Here is an 18,019-nt window from a genome sequence, read left to right as displayed (position 1 = left end):
CCGGGCGGATCAGCCCAATCCATTCCACCACTCGGGCGCTTGCTCATGAAGATTCGCTGCTGACGACGAAGCATCGTGGCGGCTCCTGGTCCGCCACTGCCATTAGGTCAGTGGTGCTGCCCGATAGACCCTTTTTTCCGAAGTTGCCTGGCATCCCTCTCCTCACCATCGTGCGGCCATGCTTTGGTCAAAACTGCGTTGAGTGCTTGGCGGGAACACCGACGTCATGACAATGCGATTCGCCTCTTTTGGTGACACTGGATCAGGGGACAGGTCACCACCGCATTCTTGAGATGCCCTCGGCAAAGGCTTGCGATGGAAAGGGCAACGTTCGACAAAGCCAGGGTTCTCGCGTTTGGCGACGCCCGGAGCATTGCGACCTGCGCGGTCGAAGTCCTGATCATTGCCGCGATTTATGGCGGCCTTGCCGAAGCCGCGCGGCTGCTTCCCGCGATCAATCCGACCGGAACACCGCTATGGCCACCGACCGGGCTTGCACTCGCGCTGGTCCTGCTGCGCGGATACCGGATCTGGCCGGCGATCCTGCTGGGGGCCGTTTCTCCTTACCTGATGGCCGACCGATCGCTCCTGGAGTTTGGCGCCGCCGGGATCGGCAGCCTGCTTGCCGCTTGTGCCGGGACATGGCTGATCGGCCGTTGGTCGAACGGTCGCCAGACGTTTGCCACGCCTGTCGGTGTCGTGAAGTTTGCGATCATTTGCTTTGCGCCGACTGCGATCATCAGTTCGACCATCGCCTCGGCCAGCCTTGTGCTCGCCAACGAATCGAGCGTTTCCGATTCCGTCGTCGCCGAGGTGACCTGGTGGCTTGCGGACGCTGCCGCGGCGCTGGTGATTGCTCCGCTCATCGTGCTCTGGGCGACGATGCCCTTACGCATTTCCTCCAAATGGAAGCTGCTGGAGTCGATCGCTGTCCCCGCTCTCGCGGGCATCGTTGGAATCGTTGCTTACAGCCCGCTCATCGGTAGCGACCTCGTCAGCACTGACCTCGACGTATTGCTGCCGCATCGGAGCCTTCTGGGCTTTCTGGTTTTACTACCCTTGGTCTGGGCCGGCCTGCGCGGCGATCGACGCACCGTGTCGACGGCTGCGTTCATTTTTGTCGGAATGGCCGTGTGGGGGTTCTCGGTGGGGAACGATCCATTTCCGAAGATGGATCCGAGTGGCGCACTGTTATCGCTGCTCGTGCTTTCGATCAGCGTATCGGCGCCTCCCCTTGCCCTGGCGGCGGCAATTGCGACGCGCCAGACCACGGAAGTCCATCTGCTTTCTGTTCAGGACCAACTGAACGGTCAACTCGAGCGAAAAGCCTTGGCGCTCGACAGCATCAGGCGGCACTTCCAAACCCTTATCGAAGGCGTCGTCGACTATGCAATTTTTGCGCTTGATCGTGAGGGGCACGTTACGAGCTGGAATAGCTCTGCACAAAACATCATCGGCTACAGTTCGGACGAAATCATCGGCAAGCATTTTGGAATTTTCTATCGGCCAGACGAGCGCCGCGCGGGTTCGCCGGCACACGCGCTGGAGACGGCAATCGAACGAGGCAAGTATGACGTAGAGGGTTGGCGCATCAGAAAGAATGGTACGCCGTTCTTCATCACGGGCTCCGTCTCATCGAGCCATGATGACGCAGGAAATCTGATCGGCTTCATCAGCATCCTGCGCGACGCAACCGAGCGACGCGACGCGGAGGAGAAGCTGGTGCAGGCGCGCGAACAGCTCGCGATGTCGCAGAAAATGGAGGCGATCGGCAAACTGACCGGCGGGATTGCGCACGACTTCAACAATCTATTGATGATCATCGGCGGCAGCGCCCAGATCTTCACGCGCCTGCTCGATCCGAAACTGCCGAAAGCGATCGAAGCCATCCAGACCGCGGCCAAACGCGGCGAAAGTCTCACCCGCCAATTGCTGACCTTCTCTCGTCATCAGCATCTCAGCCCGACGGTCGTCGATCTGAATGCGTCCATCAAGAACATGCGGACCATGATCGAGAGCTCACTGCGCGGCAACATCGTGTACAATGAGAACGTCGGTGAGGGCATAGCGTCGATCAAGGTGGACCTCGCCGAGCTGGAGCTTGCGATCGTCAACATCGCCGTCAATGCGCGCGATGCGATGCCGAACGGCGGCACGTTCACCTTGTCCGTCCACGCCGTGACGGCGAACCAGGAAGCCGGGGGCGATCGCCGCGCAAAGGCGTTCTTTGCGATCGCGCTTGGCGATACCGGCACCGGCATTCCGCCTCATCTTCTGTCCAAAATGTTCGATCCGTTTTTCACGACCAAGGAGGTCGGCAAAGGGACCGGGCTCGGTCTGTCCCAGGTTTATGGTTTCGCGCACCAGGCGGGTGGAACGGTGACGGCGGACAGCAAGGTTGGACAGGGAACAACGATTACAATCTACTTGCCATCAAGTGCAGACGAGCAAACCGCCAGCAAAGACCCCGCCGCCGCCAGAGCAAGACCAAGGCAGCCGCAGCGGCAGACTGTGCTTGTTGTCGACGACAGCCCCGAAGTGGCGGATGTGACATCCTCGCTGTTCGAGCATCTGGGCTATGAAACGATCTATCGGGATTCGGCCGAAGCGGCGCTGAAACTGCTCGATGCCGGCACGAGGATCGATCTCGTCTTCAGCGATATCGTCATGCCAGGAACCATCGATGGCGTCGGACTCGCGAGAGAGGTGCGGTCGCGCTACCCGGGTTTGCCGATCGCCCTGACAACCGGCTACAGTGATGCTGCAAACGCGGCACCGCCAAGCCTCAAGATACTCCGCAAGCCGTTCGATACCGAGGCACTGAGAGATTTCATCCAGGATCTTGCGCCCCCGAGATCGGCGCGATCAACCGTCGTCCCTTTGGCGTCAAACGCGACCGACGCTTCGCGCAGACATTGACCGGTCGCGCCCCACATTGCGCTGTCATCGACCTGGCGAGCGGGAAAAGTGTCGGCTATGTCCCCGAACACCCGTCGGTCATGTCCCCGGGCTGAACACTCGACCGGGCGATCCAGTATTCCAGAGACAGCGGTAATTGAACCGATGGGCCGCGGCGTACTGGGTCACCCGGTCAAGCCGGGTGACGACACCGAGCGGGCTCCTGAGAGGGTGTCCAGCCCTACCCAACCCCACCCCTCACCGACGGCGAGCCATGAGTATTTGCCAGTCCCCAAGCCGTTGACCCCATGGGCGTTTTTGTGGCCTAGTCCGCCGTCCCCGGATGGGACCTGAAAACCACCCAAAGCCACCCAGAATCCCTGCGATTTCATGACCGCCGAACGCTACAACGCCCGTGAATCCGAGCCCCGCTGGCAAGCCACCTGGGACGAAAAGGCGATCTTCGCCTCCAAGAACGACGATCCGCGGCCGAAATACTACGTGCTCGAAATGTTCCCCTATCCGTCGGGGCGCATCCATATCGGGCATGTCCGCAATTACACGCTCGGCGACGTGCTGGCCCGCTTCATGCGCGCCAAGGGTTTCAACGTGCTGCACCCGATGGGCTGGGACGCGTTCGGCCTGCCGGCGGAGAATGCCGCGATCGAACGCAAGGTGGCGCCGAAGGCCTGGACCTACGACAACATCGCCGCGATGAAGAAGCAGCTCAAGTCGATCGGGCTGTCGCTCGACTGGGCCCGCGAGTTCGCGACCTGCGACCCCAGCTACTACAAGCATCAGCAGAAGATGTTCCTGGACATGCTGGGCGCCGGCCTCGCCGAGCGCGAGAAGCGCAAGCTGAACTGGGATCCGGTCGACATGACCGTGCTCGCCAACGAGCAGGTGATCGACGGCCGCGGCTGGCGCTCGGGCGCCGTCGTTGAACAACGGGAAATGAGCCAGTGGGTCTTCAAGATCACGAAGTACTCGCAGGAGCTCTTGGAAGCGCTGGATGGTCTGGACCGCTGGCCCGACAAGGTGCGGCTGATGCAGCGCAACTGGATCGGCCGCTCCGAGGGCCTGCTGATCAGGTTCGCGCTGGATCCGGCGACCACGCCGGCCGGCGAGAGCGAGCTGAAGATCTTCACCACGCGGCCGGACACGCTGTTCGGCGCCAAGTTCATGGCGATCTCGGCGGATCATCCGCTGGCGCAGGCGGCTGCCGCGAAGAACCCGAAGCTGGCCGAGTTCATCGCCGACATCAAGAAGATCGGCACCGCGCAGTCGATCATCGACACCGCCGAGAAGCAGGGTTTCGACACCGGCATCAAGGCGGTGCATCCGTTCGACCCGAGCTGGAAGCTGCCGGTCTATGTCGCGAACTTCGTGCTGATGGAATACGGCACCGGCGCGATCTTCGGCTGCCCGGCGCACGACCAGCGCGACCTCGACTTCGTCAACAAGTACAATCTCGGCAACACGCCGGTGGTCTGCCCCGAGGGCCAGGACCCGAAGACGTTCGTGATCACCGACGTCGCCTATGACGGTGACGGCCGCATGATCAATTCGCGCTTCCTCGACGGCATGACGATCGAAGCGGCCAAGGAAGACGTCGCAAAGCGGCTCGAAACCGAGCTGCGCGGCAATATGCCGGTCGGCGAGCGGCAGGTGAACTTCCGGCTGCGCGACTGGGGTATTTCACGGCAGCGCTATTGGGGCTGCCCGATCCCGGTGATCCATTGCGCAAAGTGCGACGTGGTGCCGGTGCCGGACGACCAGCTGCCGGTGACGCTGCCGGAGGATGTCTCTTTCGACAAACCGGGCAACGCGCTCGACCATCATCCGACCTGGAAGCACGTCACCTGCCCGAAGTGCGGCGGCAAGGCGGTGCGCGAAACCGACACGATGGACACCTTCGTGGACTCGTCCTGGTATTTCGCGCGCTTCACCGATCCCTGGAACAAGGATGCGCCGACCACGCCCGCGGTCGCCAACCGGATGATGCCGGTCGACCAGTATATCGGCGGCGTCGAGCACGCGATCCTGCATCTGCTGTACAGCCGCTTCTTCACCCGCGCGATGAAGGCGACCGGCCATATCGACATGTCGGAGCCGTTCGCCGGCATGTTCACCCAGGGCATGGTGGTGCACGAGACCTACCAGAAAGCCGACGGCTCCTGGGTCACCCCGGCCGAGGTGAAGATCGAGGTTGATGGTAACGCCCGCCGCGCGGTGCTGCTGGCGACCGGCGAAGACATCGAGATCGGCCCGATCGAGAAGATGTCGAAGTCGAAGAAGAACACCGTCGACCCCGACGACATCATTGCAAGCTACGGTGCCGACGTCGCGCGCTGGTTCATGCTGTCGGACTCCCCGCCCGACCGCGATGTGATCTGGAGCGACGAGCGCGTGCAGGGCGCCTCGCGTTTCGTGCAGCGGCTGTGGCGGCTGGTGAACGAATCCGCCGAAATCGCCAAGCTGGCGCCGGCGGCCCGGCCGGGCACGTTCGGACCTGAGGCGCTGGCGCTGCGCAAGGCCGCCCATGGCGCGCTCGACAAGGTGTCGTCCGGGATCGAACGGCTGCATTTCAACGTGTGTCTCGCCCACATCCGCGAATTCGCCAACGCGCTGGCCGAGGTGCTGGCGAAGGCCGACAAGCCGGCGCCGGACGTCGCCTGGGCGGTCAAGGAAGCCGCGACCATCCTGGTCCAGCTGTTCTCGCCGATGATGCCGCATCTGGCTGAGGAGTGCTGGGTGGTTCTGGGCCAGCAGGGACTGGTTTCCGAGGCCGATTGGCCGCAAATCGAACGCGATTTGCTGGTCGAAGACAGCGTGACCCTGGTCGTCCAGGTCAACGGTAAAAAACGAGGTGATGTTACCGTGCCACGGACGGCGCAAAATGCGGATATAGAGGCTGCCGTTTTGGCGCTCGATGCGGTAAAAGCCGCCTTGGGCGGCAAACCCGTCCGCAAGGTGATCGTGGTGCCCATGAGGATCGTCAATGTTGTCGGCTAGGATCAGGATCGCCGCCCGGCTCGTGGCCGTGGCCGCCTTGGCCGCGCTGACGGCCGGATGCTTCCAGCCGATGTATGCCGAGCGCACGCTCGACGGTCAGTCGTCCAAGTTGCGCGAAAAGCTGCTGGGCGTCGAGGTTCCGCCGGTCGACAAGCCGAACGCCTCGCGCGAGGCCCGGGTCGGCGTCGAGGTCCGCAACGCCCTCGCCTTCAAACTCTACGGCAATGCCACCGGCGCGCCGCCGACGCATCGGCTGGTGTTGCGCTTCACCACCAGCCGCTCCTCGCTGATGATCGACCCGACCACCGCGCTGCCGACCAGCGAGAACTATGGCATCGACGCCCAGTTCAACCTGATCGACATCGCCTCCAACCAATCGGTCATGACCGGCACCACGTTCTCGCGCGTGTCCTATGACATGCCGGGCTCCTACCAGCGCTACGCCCGCGCCCGCGCCTTCCGCGATGCCGAGGACCGCGCCGCGCAGGAAATCGCCGACAACATCCAGACCCGGCTCGCCTCGTTCTTCTCCAGCGGGACCTGATCGCCGCATTGGCAGCCCTTCGCGGAAAAGAGATCGACAGCTTCCTCGCCCGGCCCGATGCCGGCCGTCCGATCATCCTGCTTTACGGCCCGGATCTGGGCCTGGTGCGCGAGCGCGCCGACGCGCTGATGGCCTCGGCCGTCGACGACCCCAACGATCCGTTCTCGCTGGTGCGTCTCGATGGCGACGAGCTCGCCGCCGAACCGTCCCGGCTCGTCGATGAAGCCATGACGGTGCCGCTGTTCGGCGGCCGCCGCGCCATCCGCGTCCGCGCCGGCTCGCGCAATTTTTCGAGCGGCGTCGAGACGCTGACCGAGACCGCCGGCCTGAGGGATTGCCGCATCGTGATCGAGGCCGGCGAACTCCGGCCGGAATCGCCGCTGCGCAAGATCTGCGAGCGCGCGAAAAATGCAGTAGCGATCGGCTGCTATCCCGACACCGAACGCGACCTGACCAAGCTGATCGAGGATGAGCTGCGGGTCTCCAATCTGCGGCTTGCGGGCGATGCGCGTGCGGTGCTGATGTCGCTACTCGGCGGCGACCGCATGGCTTCGCGCAACGAGCTGCGCAAGCTCGCGCTGTTCGCGCATGGCAAGGGCGAGATCACGCTCGACGACGTCATGACCGTGGTCTCCGACGCGTCCGAATTGAAGCTCGATCCAATCGTCGACGGTGCCTTCGCCGGCAACGCGGCGCTGGTCGAGAGCGAGTTCACCAAGGCGATGGTCGCCGGCACCTATCCCGGCGTGATCATCTCGGCCGCGCAGCGCCAGGCGGCGTGGCTGCACAAATCGGCGCTGGCGATCGCGGACGGCACGCCGGCATCGGCCGTGCTCGAAGGCGGCTTCCCGCGGCTGCATTTCTCGCGCAAGCCCGCGGTCGAGATCGCGCTGCGCAATTTTACCCCGCCGCGGCTGGTGAACATCATCGACCAGCTTGCCACCGCCGCACTCGACATGCGCAAGCAGGCCTCGCTTGCCGCCGTGATCGCGCAACGCGCACTGCTCTCGATCGCGGTGAATGCGAAGCGGCGGGGCTAGTCGAAGTGTCGACACAACCGACCTTACGAGCGAAGCGAAGCAATCCATCTTTCCGCGCGCGCGGGACGATGGATTGCTTCGTCGCTTCAGCGCAAAATTGCTCTGCAATTTTGTCGCGAGCTCCTCGCCATGACGCGGAGGAATGTCGGAAGAACTAACCGCCCTCGAGCCGCCGCACCACTTCGTCGAGCTGCTCGAGGTTGCGGTAGTTGATCTGGACGGTGCCGCCGGGATCGCGGTGGCTGACGGTGACGGCAAGTCCGAGCGCATCGCTGACGCGCTTCTCCAGCGCCAGCGTATCGGCGTCCTTGTCGACCTTGGGCGCGCTGCCGGTGCGGGCCTTCTGCGGCTTGCGCTCCGGTACACCCTCCTCATGCGCCAGCGCCTCGGCCTGGCGGACGTTGAGCCCCTCGGCGACGATGCGCTTCGCGGCAGCGAGCGGATCCGGCACGCCGATCAGCGCGCGGGCGTGTCCGGCGGACAGATCGCCCTTCGAGATCAGCGCCTGCACCTCAGCCGGCAGCTTGGTCAGCCGCATCATGTTGGCGACATGGCTGCGGCTCTTGCCGACGATCTTGGCGATGTCTTCCTGGCTACGCTTGAACTCGTCGGCGAGCGAATGATAGCCTAGCGCCTCTTCCATCGCATTGAGGTCTTCGCGCTGGACGTTCTCGATGATCATGATCTCGAGCGCGTCGGAATCACTGACCTCGACCGGCACGATCGGCACTTCGTGCAGGCCGGCGAGTTGCGACGCGCGCCAGCGACGCTCGCCGGCGATGATCTCGAAGCGGTCCTGCGTGCCCTTGATCGCGCGCACCACGATCGGCTGGATCACGCCGCGTGCCTTGATCGAATCGGCGAGCTCGCCGAGTTCGGCATCGGCGAAGGTCCGCCGCGGATTGCGCGGGTTGGCCTTGAGGAATTCGATCGGCACCTTGCGCTGGTTGCGCGGCCGCTCGACATGCGCAGCCGCCTCGCCGCCGACATCTCCAATCAGGCTTGCCAGCCCGCGCCCCAGTCGCGAACGCGCTTCATCGGCCATTGTTGCGAGCTCCCTTGGATTCACACGCAGTACTCCAGACTTGAATTTCAGAATCGCGGGATGGGCCGCGCGCGGCGAAACCCATCGCTCTCGTTGCATGCCGGGATGGGGTTCGCTTCACTGCGCCCATCCTGTGCATCGTCAATGCGCGCGCAGCTCGCGCTCGCGCTGGATCACTTCGGTGGCGAGCTTGAGATACGCATCGCTGCCGGCGCATTTCAGATCGTAGACCAAGACCGGCTTGCCGTAAGACGGCGCTTCCGAGATGCGCACGTTGCGCGGGATCATGGTGTCGTAGACCTTGTTGCCCATGAACTGGCGCACGTCGGCAACCACCTGGTTGGAGAGGTTGTTGCGCGAGTCGAACATGGTCAGCACGATGCCGTGGATCGACAGCGTCGGATTGAGCGTCGAGCGCACCTGCTCCACCGTCTGCAACAATTGCGACAGGCCTTCGAGCGCGAAGAACTCGCATTGCAGCGGCACCAGGATCGCGTCCGACGCGGCCATCGCATTGACGGTGAGAAGGTTGAGCGAGGGCGGACAGTCGATCAGCACATAGGTGTAATCGGCTTCCGGCGAGACGTTGTTGTTGAGCCCTGCGATCGCATCGCGCAGCCGGAAGGCGCGGCCCGGCGTGGTGCCGAGCTCGAGCTCGAGGCCGGAGAGGTCCATGGTGGAGGCGGCGATGTGCAGCCGCGGCACCGCGGTCGCGACCACCGCATCGCGCAGCGGCGCTTCGCCGATCAGGACGTCGTAGGTCGAGCAGCTGCGGTTGCGGCGATCGATGCCGAGGCCGGTCGAGGCGTTGCCCTGCGGATCGAGATCGACGATCAGGACGCGCTCGCCGATCGCGGCGAGTGCAGTTCCAAGATTGATCGCTGTGGTTGTCTTGCCGACCCCGCCCTTCTGGTTGGCGAGCGACAGGATGCGTGGCTGGCCGGGCGGCTGCGACGTCCTATCTTCTTGATAAACCTCGTCCATCACGGTCATACCAAAATACCATTTACTCTCGCGGAGTTCCCCTAGCGCCGCTCGATTGACCCGAGTTCGACGATCCAGCCCTGTCCGCCGGTCCGGCTGGAGTGCAGCTTTGGCTCAATATTCCAATATTTAGTGGCCTCGGTCAATTCGGCCTCTACATCTTGACCCTTCAAAAACAGCGCCTTGGCGCCCTTTTTGACCCACGGCTCTGCAAAGCCGATCAGTTGATGTAACGGAGCCAGCGCCCGCGCGGTGACGCAATCGATCGGGCCGGCGATTCTATCCACAGTATCCCCGATATCAGCCAGATGCACCGTCCCGGGAGATGCCGTGACGCGAATCGCCTCGCGCAAAAATGCGGCCTTCTTGGCGATTCGCTCAACCAGATGGATCGACGCGCCCGGCGTCTCGGCCAGCGCGCAGGCAAGCACGACGCCGGGGAAGCCGCCGCCGCTGCCGAGATCGACCCAGGATTTTGCCGTCGGCGCGAGACTCAGCAGCTGCAGCGAATCGGAGACGTGGCGTGTCCAGAGGTTCGGCAGCGTGGAGGGCGCGACGAGGTTGGTCTTGGCTTGCCATTCCAGGAGGAGGGCGACGTACCGATCGAGCCGTGCCTCTGTTTCACGTGAAACAGGCGTCAGCGCGAGCGCCGCCGCCTTGTCCTTGGCGGACACGTTGAGTTCAACGGATTGCGGAGCTGGGGCCATTCACTGAAATGCCGGTCGAGCTCGTCATTGCGAGCGGAGCGAAGCAATCCATCATGTCACTTGCGGAAGCAATGGATTGCTTTGTCGCTTCCGCTCCTCGCAATGACGGGGTCGGCTGCCCGTTTCACGTGAAACGTCAGGCGCTCGCCTTGGCCGATTTCCGCCGGGCCTCGCGCCGCAGATAGGCGGCCAGAATACCCAGCGCAGCCGGCGTCATGCCGTCGATCCGGCCGGCCTGCCCGACCGTCCGCGGCTGCGCCTTCTGCAGTTTGGCGCGCGCTTCATTCGAAAGACCCGGTACATCGGCGTAGTCGACATCGGCCAGGACCAAGCCCTCGTCGCGCCGGAAGGCATCGACATCAGCGGTCTGGCGCTTCAGATAGACATCGTATTTGGCATCGATCTCGAGATGCACCGCGATTGCGGGGTCAATGGCCGACAGCTCCGGCCAGATCGCCTGGACCGCCGGCCATTCGATCTCCGGATAGGCCAGCAACTCAAAGGCAGAGCGGCGATTGCCGTCACGATTGAGCGCCAGACCATGCTTGGCGGCCTCATTCGGCGTGATCGCAAGCGACTTCGCCAAGGTCTTGGCCGCGTTCAGCGCCGCCATCTTGGTCCGGTGGCGCTCTGCGCGCGCCGATCCGACGCATCCGAGCCCAATGCCCTTATCGGTGAGCCTCTGGTCGGCATTGTCGGCCCGCAGCGTCAGTCGATACTCGGCGCGCGAGGTGAACATGCGATAGGGTTCGGTGATCCCGCGGGTCACCAGGTCGTCGATCATCACACCGAGATAGCCGTCGGCGCGGTCGAATACGATCGGGTCCGCATCCCCGGCTGCGAGCGCGGCATTGAGTCCTGCGACAATGCCCTGCCCCGCCGCCTCCTCATAGCCCGTGGTGCCGTTGATCTGACCGGCCAGGAAAAGCCCATGCAGACGCTTGGTCTGCAGGGTCGGATCGAGCTCCCTGGGATCGACGTGGTCATATTCGATCGCATAGCCCGGCCTGACCATCTTCACCCGCTCGAGGCCGGGAATGCTGGCCAGGATCGCGAGTTGGACCTCTTCTGGGAGCGAGGTCGAGATGCCGTTCGGATAGACTGTGGGGTCGTCGAGCCCTTCGGGCTCCAGGAAGATCTGATGGCCGTCGCGGTCGCCAAAGCGGACGATCTTGTCCTCGATCGAAGGACAATAGCGGGGTCCGGAGCTCTTGATCTGGCCGGAATACATCGGCGAGCGATGCACATTGGCCCGGATCACCTCATGGGTCGCAGGCGTGGTCCGGGTGATGCCGCACTGGATCTGCGGAGTCGTGATCCGGTCGGTCATGACCGAAAACGGCTCCGGAGGCTCGTCTCCGGGCTGCATTTCGACCGCGGACCAGTCGATCGTGGTGCCGTCGAGGCGCGGCGGCGTCCCGGTCTTGAGCCGGCCAAGCACAAAACCCGCCCGCTCGAACGAGTCGGACAGGCCCATGGCAGGCGCCTCGCCGACCCGGCCGGCCGGCCAGTTCTTCTCGCCCAGATGGATCAGACCACGCAGGAAGGTGCCGGTCGTGATGACAATCGCACCCGCCGAAAGCTGGCGGCCGTTGCCCAGGCGAATCCCTGTGACGCGGCCATCGACGACGATCAGCGCATCCGCCTCGCCTTCGATCACGTTGAGGTTCGCGGTCTCAGTGATCGCCGCCTGCATCGCGGCCGCATAGAGCTTGCGGTCGGCCTGGGCCCGGGGGCCACGCACGGCAGGACCCTTGCGGCGGTTGAGCATGCGGAACTGGATGCCGCCTGCATCGGCGACCCGGCCCATCAAACCGTCCAGGGCATCGACTTCGCGGACCAGATGGCCCTTGCCGAGCCCACCGATCGCGGGATTGCAGGACATCGCACCGATGGTCGCGAAACGATGGGTCACCAGGGCGGTCTTCGCGCCCATCCGGGCAGCCGCGCTCGCGGCCTCGCAGCCGGCATGGCCGCCGCCGATGACGATGACGTCGAATGAGTCTGCCCTGATGGTCATGGCGGGACTTCTATCGTGGAGTGATGAAAGCCGGAAGAACGAAGTTGGGTCTGGCTAAGGAGACCGAACGTTCGAGGCAGATATGGATTGGGTCTTCTCGTTCGCAATGCCAGAACGGAGCTGTTTCACGTGAAACAGCGTTGCCGCCGGACAGCGATTGTTTCACGTGAAACGGGAGAGGAGGGCTCCTTAACCAGATGGAAACCATGTTTCACGTGAAACAGAGGAGAACCCGATCACTTCCCGACGCAGAACTCACGGAAGATGACGTCCAGGATGTCCTCGACATCGACCCGGCCGAGCAGACGACCAAGTGAGGTCGCAGCCCTGCGAAGTTCCTCCGCCGCCAGCTCCTCGCCCTGCCCGACCACCTCGATGCTGCGCTGGAGGGACTCAACAGTCTCTTGGAGCAACCCGCGCTGCCGGGTCCGGCTGATCAGACCGCCTTCGCTGGTCGCGAAATAGTCGTGCGCGAAGCCGACCAGTGCGGCGATCAGCTCAGAGAGGCCGTCGCCGCGAGCCGCCGAGATCCTGAATTCGGGATAACTACTCCCCTCACCCGCCGGAGTCCTGACCAAGTCGATCTTGTTTCGCACCAGCCAGGTTGGCGTGGTCCCGCCATGCCCAACCTTCGCGCCGCCGCTGTCGGCCAGCCACAGCACGAGGTCAGCTTCGGCGGCGCGGGCCCGGGCGCGGCGGACGCCTTCCTGCTCCACGGGATCACTCGTCTCACGGATCCCGGCCGTGTCGATCACCGTCACGGGATAGCCATCGAGATCCAGCTGCACCTCAATCACGTCGCGGGTCGTGCCGGCATGCGGCGAGACGATCGCGACCTCGCGCTTGGCGAGCTGATTGATCAGCGTCGATTTGCCGACATTCGGCGGGCCGGCGATCGCGACCACCAGGCCATCGCGCAACCGTTCGCTTTGCCCCTGCCCCGCAAGCACGTGCTTGATCTCATCGTGCAGCGCCCGGACCTTCTCGAGCGCCGGCGCGATCAGCTCCGCCGGCACATCGCCTTCATCGGAGAAATCGATGCCGGCCTCGATCAGCGCGGACGCCGCGATGATCCGCTCGCGCCAGTCACGCGCGCGATCGCCGAGCAAGCCTTTCAGCTGGCGCAGCGCCTGGCGCCGCTGTCGATCTGTGTCGGCGTGAATAAGGTCGTCGAGGCCTTCGGCTTCGGTCAGGTCGAGCTTGCCGTTCTCGAATGCTCGCCGGGTGAACTCGCCCGGTTCCGCCGGCCGCACATTCTCGAACGCTACGATGGCGTCGAACACTGCCGACAACACCGCGCGCCCGCCATGGACGTGAAATTCGGCAACGTCTTCGCCGGTCGCGCTCGCCGGGCCGGGGAACCATAACACGACCGCGTCGTCGATCGGTTGATGGTCTGAATCGTGGAGCAGCGCGCGGGTCGCCATCCGCGGCGCCGGCGTCTTGCCGGCCAGTCCCTCAATGACCGACCCGGCCATTGGGCCAGACAGCCTGACGATGGCGATCGCACTCGGTGGCCGTCCTGAGGACAATGCGAAGATGGTTTGGTCGCGCGGATGCATCGCCTATTTCTTCCCAAGCAAATCGGCAAAGGCAATGCCGCATTCATTTCGCAGGCCATTCCGAAAATGCTGCGGTGCAACAAAGCGAAATTTGGTCGCAGCAACCGCGCAACAATTTTGCTGCAAGAATGCCGGCCTCATCGCGAGGCTAGATTATAAGTATGAATTATATCAATCAGTTAAATGAACGTTCGACGGTCTACGCCAGCTCAATTCATGCTGCACTCTACTGCAGCAAATCCGCAGCATGAAAAAAGGCGCCCCGTTTGTGCGGAGCGCCCTGTTCTCTTCAGCTACTATTTCGCTGCGGCCTCAGGTGTTCATGGAATCGAAGAATTCCGAATTGCTCTTGGTGTTCCGGAGCTTGTCGAGCAGGAAGTCGATCGCGTCCATGGTGCCCATCGGATTGAGGATGCGGCGCAGGACGTACATCTTCTTCAGCACCTGCGGATCGGTGATGAGCTCCTCCTTGCGGGTGCCGGAGCGCGCAATGTCGATCGCCGGGAAGGTCCGCTTGTCCGAAACCTTGCGGTCGAGGATCAGTTCGGAGTTACCGGTGCCCTTGAACTCTTCGAAAATGACTTCGTCCATGCGGCTGCCGGTATCGACCAGCGCGGTCGCGATGATGGTCAGCGAACCGCCCTCCTCGATGTTGCGCGCGGCGCCGAAGAAGCGCTTCGGACGCTGCAAGGCATTGGCGTCGACACCGCCGGTCAGCACCTTGCCGGATGACGGCACGACGGTGTTGTAGGCGCGGCCGAGGCGGGTGATCGAATCGAGCAGGATCACGACGTCGCGGCCGTGCTCGACGAGGCGCTTGGCTTTCTCGATCACCATCTCGGCGACCTGGACGTGACGCACGGCGGGCTCGTCGAAGGTCGATGACACCACCTCGCCCTTCACCGAACGCTGCATGTCCGTGACTTCCTCCGGGCGCTCGTCGATCAGCAGCACGATCAGATAGCAATCAGGATGATTGGCGGTGATCGAGTGCGCGATGTTCTGCATCAGCACCGTTTTGCCGGTGCGCGGCGGCGCCACGATCAGCGCGCGCTGGCCCTTGCCGATCGGCGCGACGATGTCGATCACGCGGGCAGACAGGTCTTTCTTGGTGGAATCCTCGAGCTCCATGCGGAAACGCTGATTGGGAAACAGCGGCGTGAGGTTGTCGAAATTGACCTTGTGCTTCGACTTTTCCGGGTCTTCGAAATTGAGCGTGTTGACCTTCAGCAGCGCGAAATAGCGTTCGCCTTCCTTCGGGCTGCGAATATGGCCTTCGATCGTGTCGCCGGTGCGCAGGCCGAAACGGCGGATCTGCGACGGCGAAACGTAGATGTCGTCGGGCCCGGGCAGATAGTTCGCATCGGGCGAACGAAGAAAGCCGAAGCCGTCGGACAGCACCTCGACAACGCCTTCACCGATAATGTCGGTCTCGGCGATCGCGAGCTGCTTGAGAATTGCGAACATCAGCTCCTGCTTGCGCATGGTGCTGGCATTCTCGACCCCATTCTCTTCCGCGAACGAGACGAGCTCGGCCGGCGTTTTCGATTTGAGGTCCTGGAGTTTGATTTCCCGCATCGGGGTCGTCCTGTGAGGAAGTAAGTAGGGAAGGGGTGCGAGGTGGCTCTGGAAAAAGCGGACGCCAAAGGAAGGTCCGCAGGTCTCAGCCAGGAAAGTGCCGTTTGGGCTTTCAAACCTGATGCGGCGCCGGTCCGAAAAGAACCGGAACGCGACCACATCCGCCTGCGTGGGGTGGGATAAAACCTATATAGAAAATCGATCCGTCCTTCGCAAGAAGGACTGAAGCATGCGTCTTAGGCATCGCGATGTCTAGAACGGCTTCACGACGACCATGATGACGATCAGGATCATCAGCAGCGTCGGCACCTCGTTGATAATACGATAAAATTTCTGGCTTCGCTGATTCCGGTCGGCGGCGAAATCCTTCACGCAGCGGGACAAAAAGCCGTGGATACCCGACATGATGAGGACCAGCGTAAATTTGACGTGAAACCAGCCGGAAAGGTACCAGTGTCCGGCCCAGACCAGATAAAGCCCGGCGAGCCAGGTCACGATCATCGCGGGATTGATGATCGCCTTCAAAAGCCGTCGCTCCATGACCTTGAAGGTCTCGGACTGTTTTGAGCCGGCCTCGGCTTCGCAATGATAGACGAACAGCCGCGGCAGATAGAGCATGCCCGCCATCCAGGAGATGACGGCAATGACGTGCAGCGCCTTGATCCAGTCATACAACATCGCAGCGATGCCTTTCGGGGAATAGCTCGGCAGGGAACAGCTCGGACAGCCTCGACGTTGCGAACAAAGCTCCGCAAGCGAGGGACGGATACATATCCGCACACACGGCTCTCCTAAACCTAATTAATTTTAGAATCTAAGGTTTGAGTCTTAATGGCGGTGAATTTGACTCATGCAATGCGGTCCAGCGGCTTTCGCTGGCTTGTTCACATCCCTCAACATTCCGGCAGGCGAGGGCGGACATCCGGAATCTGCCGCTCGGCTCAATTGGTTGCGCAACTCTGTGGCCAGCTTATGAAGAGACAAATCCACACCGGTTCACTATCATCCTGCCCATGACGCCGACTTATCCTTTTGCGGGGTGCTGTGAAGAGAGGGGTGAGATATTCACCGGCCGGGCGGCGGGCCCGGATTCTCCTCCCCGACCTCCACAGGGATTCACAGGATAGACAGGGGCTCTGGTGCCGACGACTTCGAATTATTTCCACCTCCATCTGGTCTCCGACTCGACCGGCGAGACGCTGATCACCGTGGCGCGCGCGGTCGCCGCGCAATACGCCAACGTGACCGCGGTCGAGCATGTCTATCCCCTGGTGCGCAGCCAGAAGCAGCTCGACCGGGTGCTCGACGAGATCGAGGAATCACCCGGCATCGTGCTGTTCACGCTGCTGGAGAAGGATCTGGTCGGCCGGCTCGAGGGCAAGTGCAAGGAGATCAACGTTCCGAGCCTGTCGATCATCGGGCCGGTGATGCAGCTGTTCGAGGCCTATCTGGGCGCCGCGACGACTGGGCGCGTCGGCGCACAGCACGTGCTGAACGCGGAATATTTCAGCCGGATCGACGCGCTGAACTACACGATGATCCATGACGACGGTCAGCATGTCGAAGGCCTCGAGGAGGCCGATGTCGTTCTGGTCGGCGTGTCCCGCACCTCGAAGACGCCGACCTCGATCTATCTCGCCAACCGCGGCATCAGGACTGCAAATGTACCGCTGGTGCCCGGCATTCCCCTGCCGCACCAGCTCGAGACCTTGAAGAAGCCGCTGGTGGTCAGCCTGCATGCGACGCCGGAACGACTGATCCAGGTTAGGCAGAACCGTTTGCTGACCATGGGCGACCGTGACAACGACACCTACATCGACAAGCAGGCGGTGGCCGACGAGGTCGCGTTTGCCCGGCGCCTGAGCGCGAAATTCAACTGGGCCTTGCTCGACGTGACGCGTCGCTCGATCGAGGAGACGGCTGCCGCGATCATGAAGCTCTACAATGACCGCCAGCGCGCGCGGCCGTCGGAATGATCGTCTCGTCATGAGCATCTGGCGCGGACCACAGAAGCTCATTCTGGCCTCGCAAAGCCGTGCGCGAAGGATGCTGCTGGAAAATGCCGGCCTCGATTTCGAGGCGCTGCCGGCCGATATCGACGAACGTGCGGTGCAGAAGAATTCCGGTCTCTCCGCGCCGGGCGAGATCGCATTGCTGCTGGCGCGCGAGAAGGCGCTGTTCATTTCCAGGCAGAAGCCGGGTCAATACGTTATCGGTGCCGACCAGACCCTTGCTCTCGGCCAACGGATGTTCAGCAAGCCCTCCGGCCGCGCGCAGGCTGCCGAACAGCTTGGTCTGCTCGCAGGACAGACCCATGAATTGCACTCCGCTGTCTCGGTTGCGCGCGACGGGAAAGCCCTGTTCGACGATGTCTGCGTGGCTCGCATGACGATGCGGTGGCTCGACACCGGTGAGATCGAGGCCTATCTCGACCAGGCCGGGGCAGCGGTGACGACCAGCGTCGGCGCCTATCAGCTCGAGGGCCTCGGCGTGCATCTGTTCGAGCGGATCGAAGGCGACCATTTCACCATCCTCGGCCTGCCGCTATTGTCGCTGCTCGCATTCCTGCGCCGCGAAAAGCTGCTCGCGGTGTGAGATATGAAGGCGAGGCGACGAGATACTGAAC

Annotated in this window: 14 protein-coding genes; 7 read left to right on the top strand and 7 right to left on the bottom strand. The window is 62.9% G+C overall.

Annotation, left to right across the window (positions count from 1 at the left end):
* Positions 1–315: 315 nt before the first annotated feature.
* From JQ616_RS26735 to holA, 4 genes are all read left to right on the top strand, one after another.
* Positions 316–2,919, top strand: a complete 2,604-nt coding sequence (locus JQ616_RS26735; RefSeq protein ID WP_212019717.1) for an MASE1 domain-containing protein — start codon at positions 316–318, stop codon at positions 2,917–2,919.
* Between the two features lie 369 nt (positions 2,920–3,288).
* Positions 3,289–5,913, top strand: a complete 2,625-nt coding sequence (leuS, locus tag JQ616_RS26730; RefSeq protein ID WP_212019715.1) for a leucine--tRNA ligase — start codon at positions 3,289–3,291, stop codon at positions 5,911–5,913.
* Positions 5,900–6,457, top strand: a complete 558-nt coding sequence (gene lptE / locus JQ616_RS26725) for an LPS assembly lipoprotein LptE (RefSeq protein WP_212019713.1) — start codon at positions 5,900–5,902, stop codon at positions 6,455–6,457. The genes leuS and lptE overlap by 14 nt, the downstream gene beginning before the upstream one ends.
* Before the next feature lie 8 nt (positions 6,458–6,465).
* The gene (gene holA, locus JQ616_RS26720) at positions 6,466–7,497 is read left to right on the top strand and encodes a DNA polymerase III subunit delta (protein WP_212019711.1); all 1,032 of its coding nucleotides are present in this window, start codon (positions 6,466–6,468) and stop codon (positions 7,495–7,497) included.
* 154 nt (positions 7,498–7,651) lie between these two features.
* Here the strand turns inward: holA and JQ616_RS26715 are convergent, their stop codons facing one another.
* From JQ616_RS26715 to mnmE, 5 genes are all read right to left on the bottom strand, one after another.
* Positions 7,652–8,542: a ParB/RepB/Spo0J family partition protein gene (locus JQ616_RS26715; protein ID WP_212019709.1), complete on the bottom strand. Its 891-nt coding sequence runs from the start codon at positions 8,540–8,542 to the stop codon at positions 7,652–7,654.
* A 141-nt stretch (positions 8,543–8,683) separates the two neighbouring features.
* A complete protein-coding gene (locus tag JQ616_RS26710) occupies positions 8,684–9,535 on the bottom strand; it encodes a ParA family protein (RefSeq protein ID WP_212019707.1) in 852 nt (283 codons plus the stop codon).
* Between the two features lie 32 nt (positions 9,536–9,567).
* Positions 9,568–10,233: a 16S rRNA (guanine(527)-N(7))-methyltransferase RsmG gene (rsmG, locus tag JQ616_RS26705; RefSeq protein WP_212019705.1), complete on the bottom strand. Its 666-nt coding sequence runs from the start codon at positions 10,231–10,233 to the stop codon at positions 9,568–9,570.
* Between the two features lie 136 nt (positions 10,234–10,369).
* Positions 10,370–12,253, bottom strand: a complete 1,884-nt coding sequence (mnmG, locus tag JQ616_RS26700; RefSeq protein ID WP_212019703.1) for a tRNA uridine-5-carboxymethylaminomethyl(34) synthesis enzyme MnmG — start codon at positions 12,251–12,253, stop codon at positions 10,370–10,372.
* Positions 12,254–12,489: 236 nt separating this feature from the next.
* Positions 12,490–13,815, bottom strand: a complete 1,326-nt coding sequence (gene mnmE / locus JQ616_RS26695) for a tRNA uridine-5-carboxymethylaminomethyl(34) synthesis GTPase MnmE (protein WP_212019701.1) — start codon at positions 13,813–13,815, stop codon at positions 12,490–12,492.
* Here mnmE and JQ616_RS26690 point away from each other — a divergent pair.
* Positions 13,715–14,002, top strand: a complete 288-nt coding sequence (locus JQ616_RS26690) for a hypothetical protein (protein ID WP_249137356.1) — start codon at positions 13,715–13,717, stop codon at positions 14,000–14,002. The two genes, mnmE and JQ616_RS26690, sit on opposite strands and share 101 nt — an antisense overlap.
* A gap of 125 nt (positions 14,003–14,127) precedes the next feature.
* On the opposite strand, the gene rho is transcribed toward JQ616_RS26690, so the two are convergent.
* Both rho and hemJ read right to left on the bottom strand, forming a co-directional pair.
* On the bottom strand, positions 14,128–15,393 hold the full coding sequence (gene rho, locus JQ616_RS26685; protein WP_021078151.1) for a transcription termination factor Rho: 1,266 nt from the start codon (positions 15,391–15,393) through the stop codon (positions 14,128–14,130).
* Between the two features lie 252 nt (positions 15,394–15,645).
* Positions 15,646–16,068 carry a protoporphyrinogen oxidase HemJ gene (gene hemJ / locus JQ616_RS26680; protein WP_212020182.1) on the bottom strand — a complete coding sequence of 141 codons (423 nt, stop codon included), beginning with the start codon at positions 16,066–16,068 and terminating at the stop codon, positions 15,646–15,648.
* 464 nt (positions 16,069–16,532) lie between these two features.
* On the opposite strand from hemJ, the gene JQ616_RS26675 reads away from it, so the two are divergent.
* Both JQ616_RS26675 and JQ616_RS26670 read left to right on the top strand, forming a co-directional pair.
* Positions 16,533–17,369: a pyruvate, water dikinase regulatory protein gene (locus JQ616_RS26675; RefSeq protein ID WP_050627995.1), complete on the top strand. Its 837-nt coding sequence runs from the start codon at positions 16,533–16,535 to the stop codon at positions 17,367–17,369.
* 10 nt (positions 17,370–17,379) lie between these two features.
* Positions 17,380–17,988 carry a Maf family protein gene (locus JQ616_RS26670; RefSeq protein WP_212019699.1) on the top strand — a complete coding sequence of 203 codons (609 nt, stop codon included), beginning with the start codon at positions 17,380–17,382 and terminating at the stop codon, positions 17,986–17,988.
* Positions 17,989–18,019: the final 31 nt, after the last annotated feature.

This window comes from Bradyrhizobium tropiciagri, from assembly GCF_018130545.1.
Lineage (GTDB): Bacteria > Pseudomonadota > Alphaproteobacteria > Rhizobiales > Xanthobacteraceae > Bradyrhizobium > Bradyrhizobium tropiciagri_A.
Note: the sequence above shows the minus strand (reverse complement) of the source record. Positions and strands in the feature narration are given on the sequence as shown.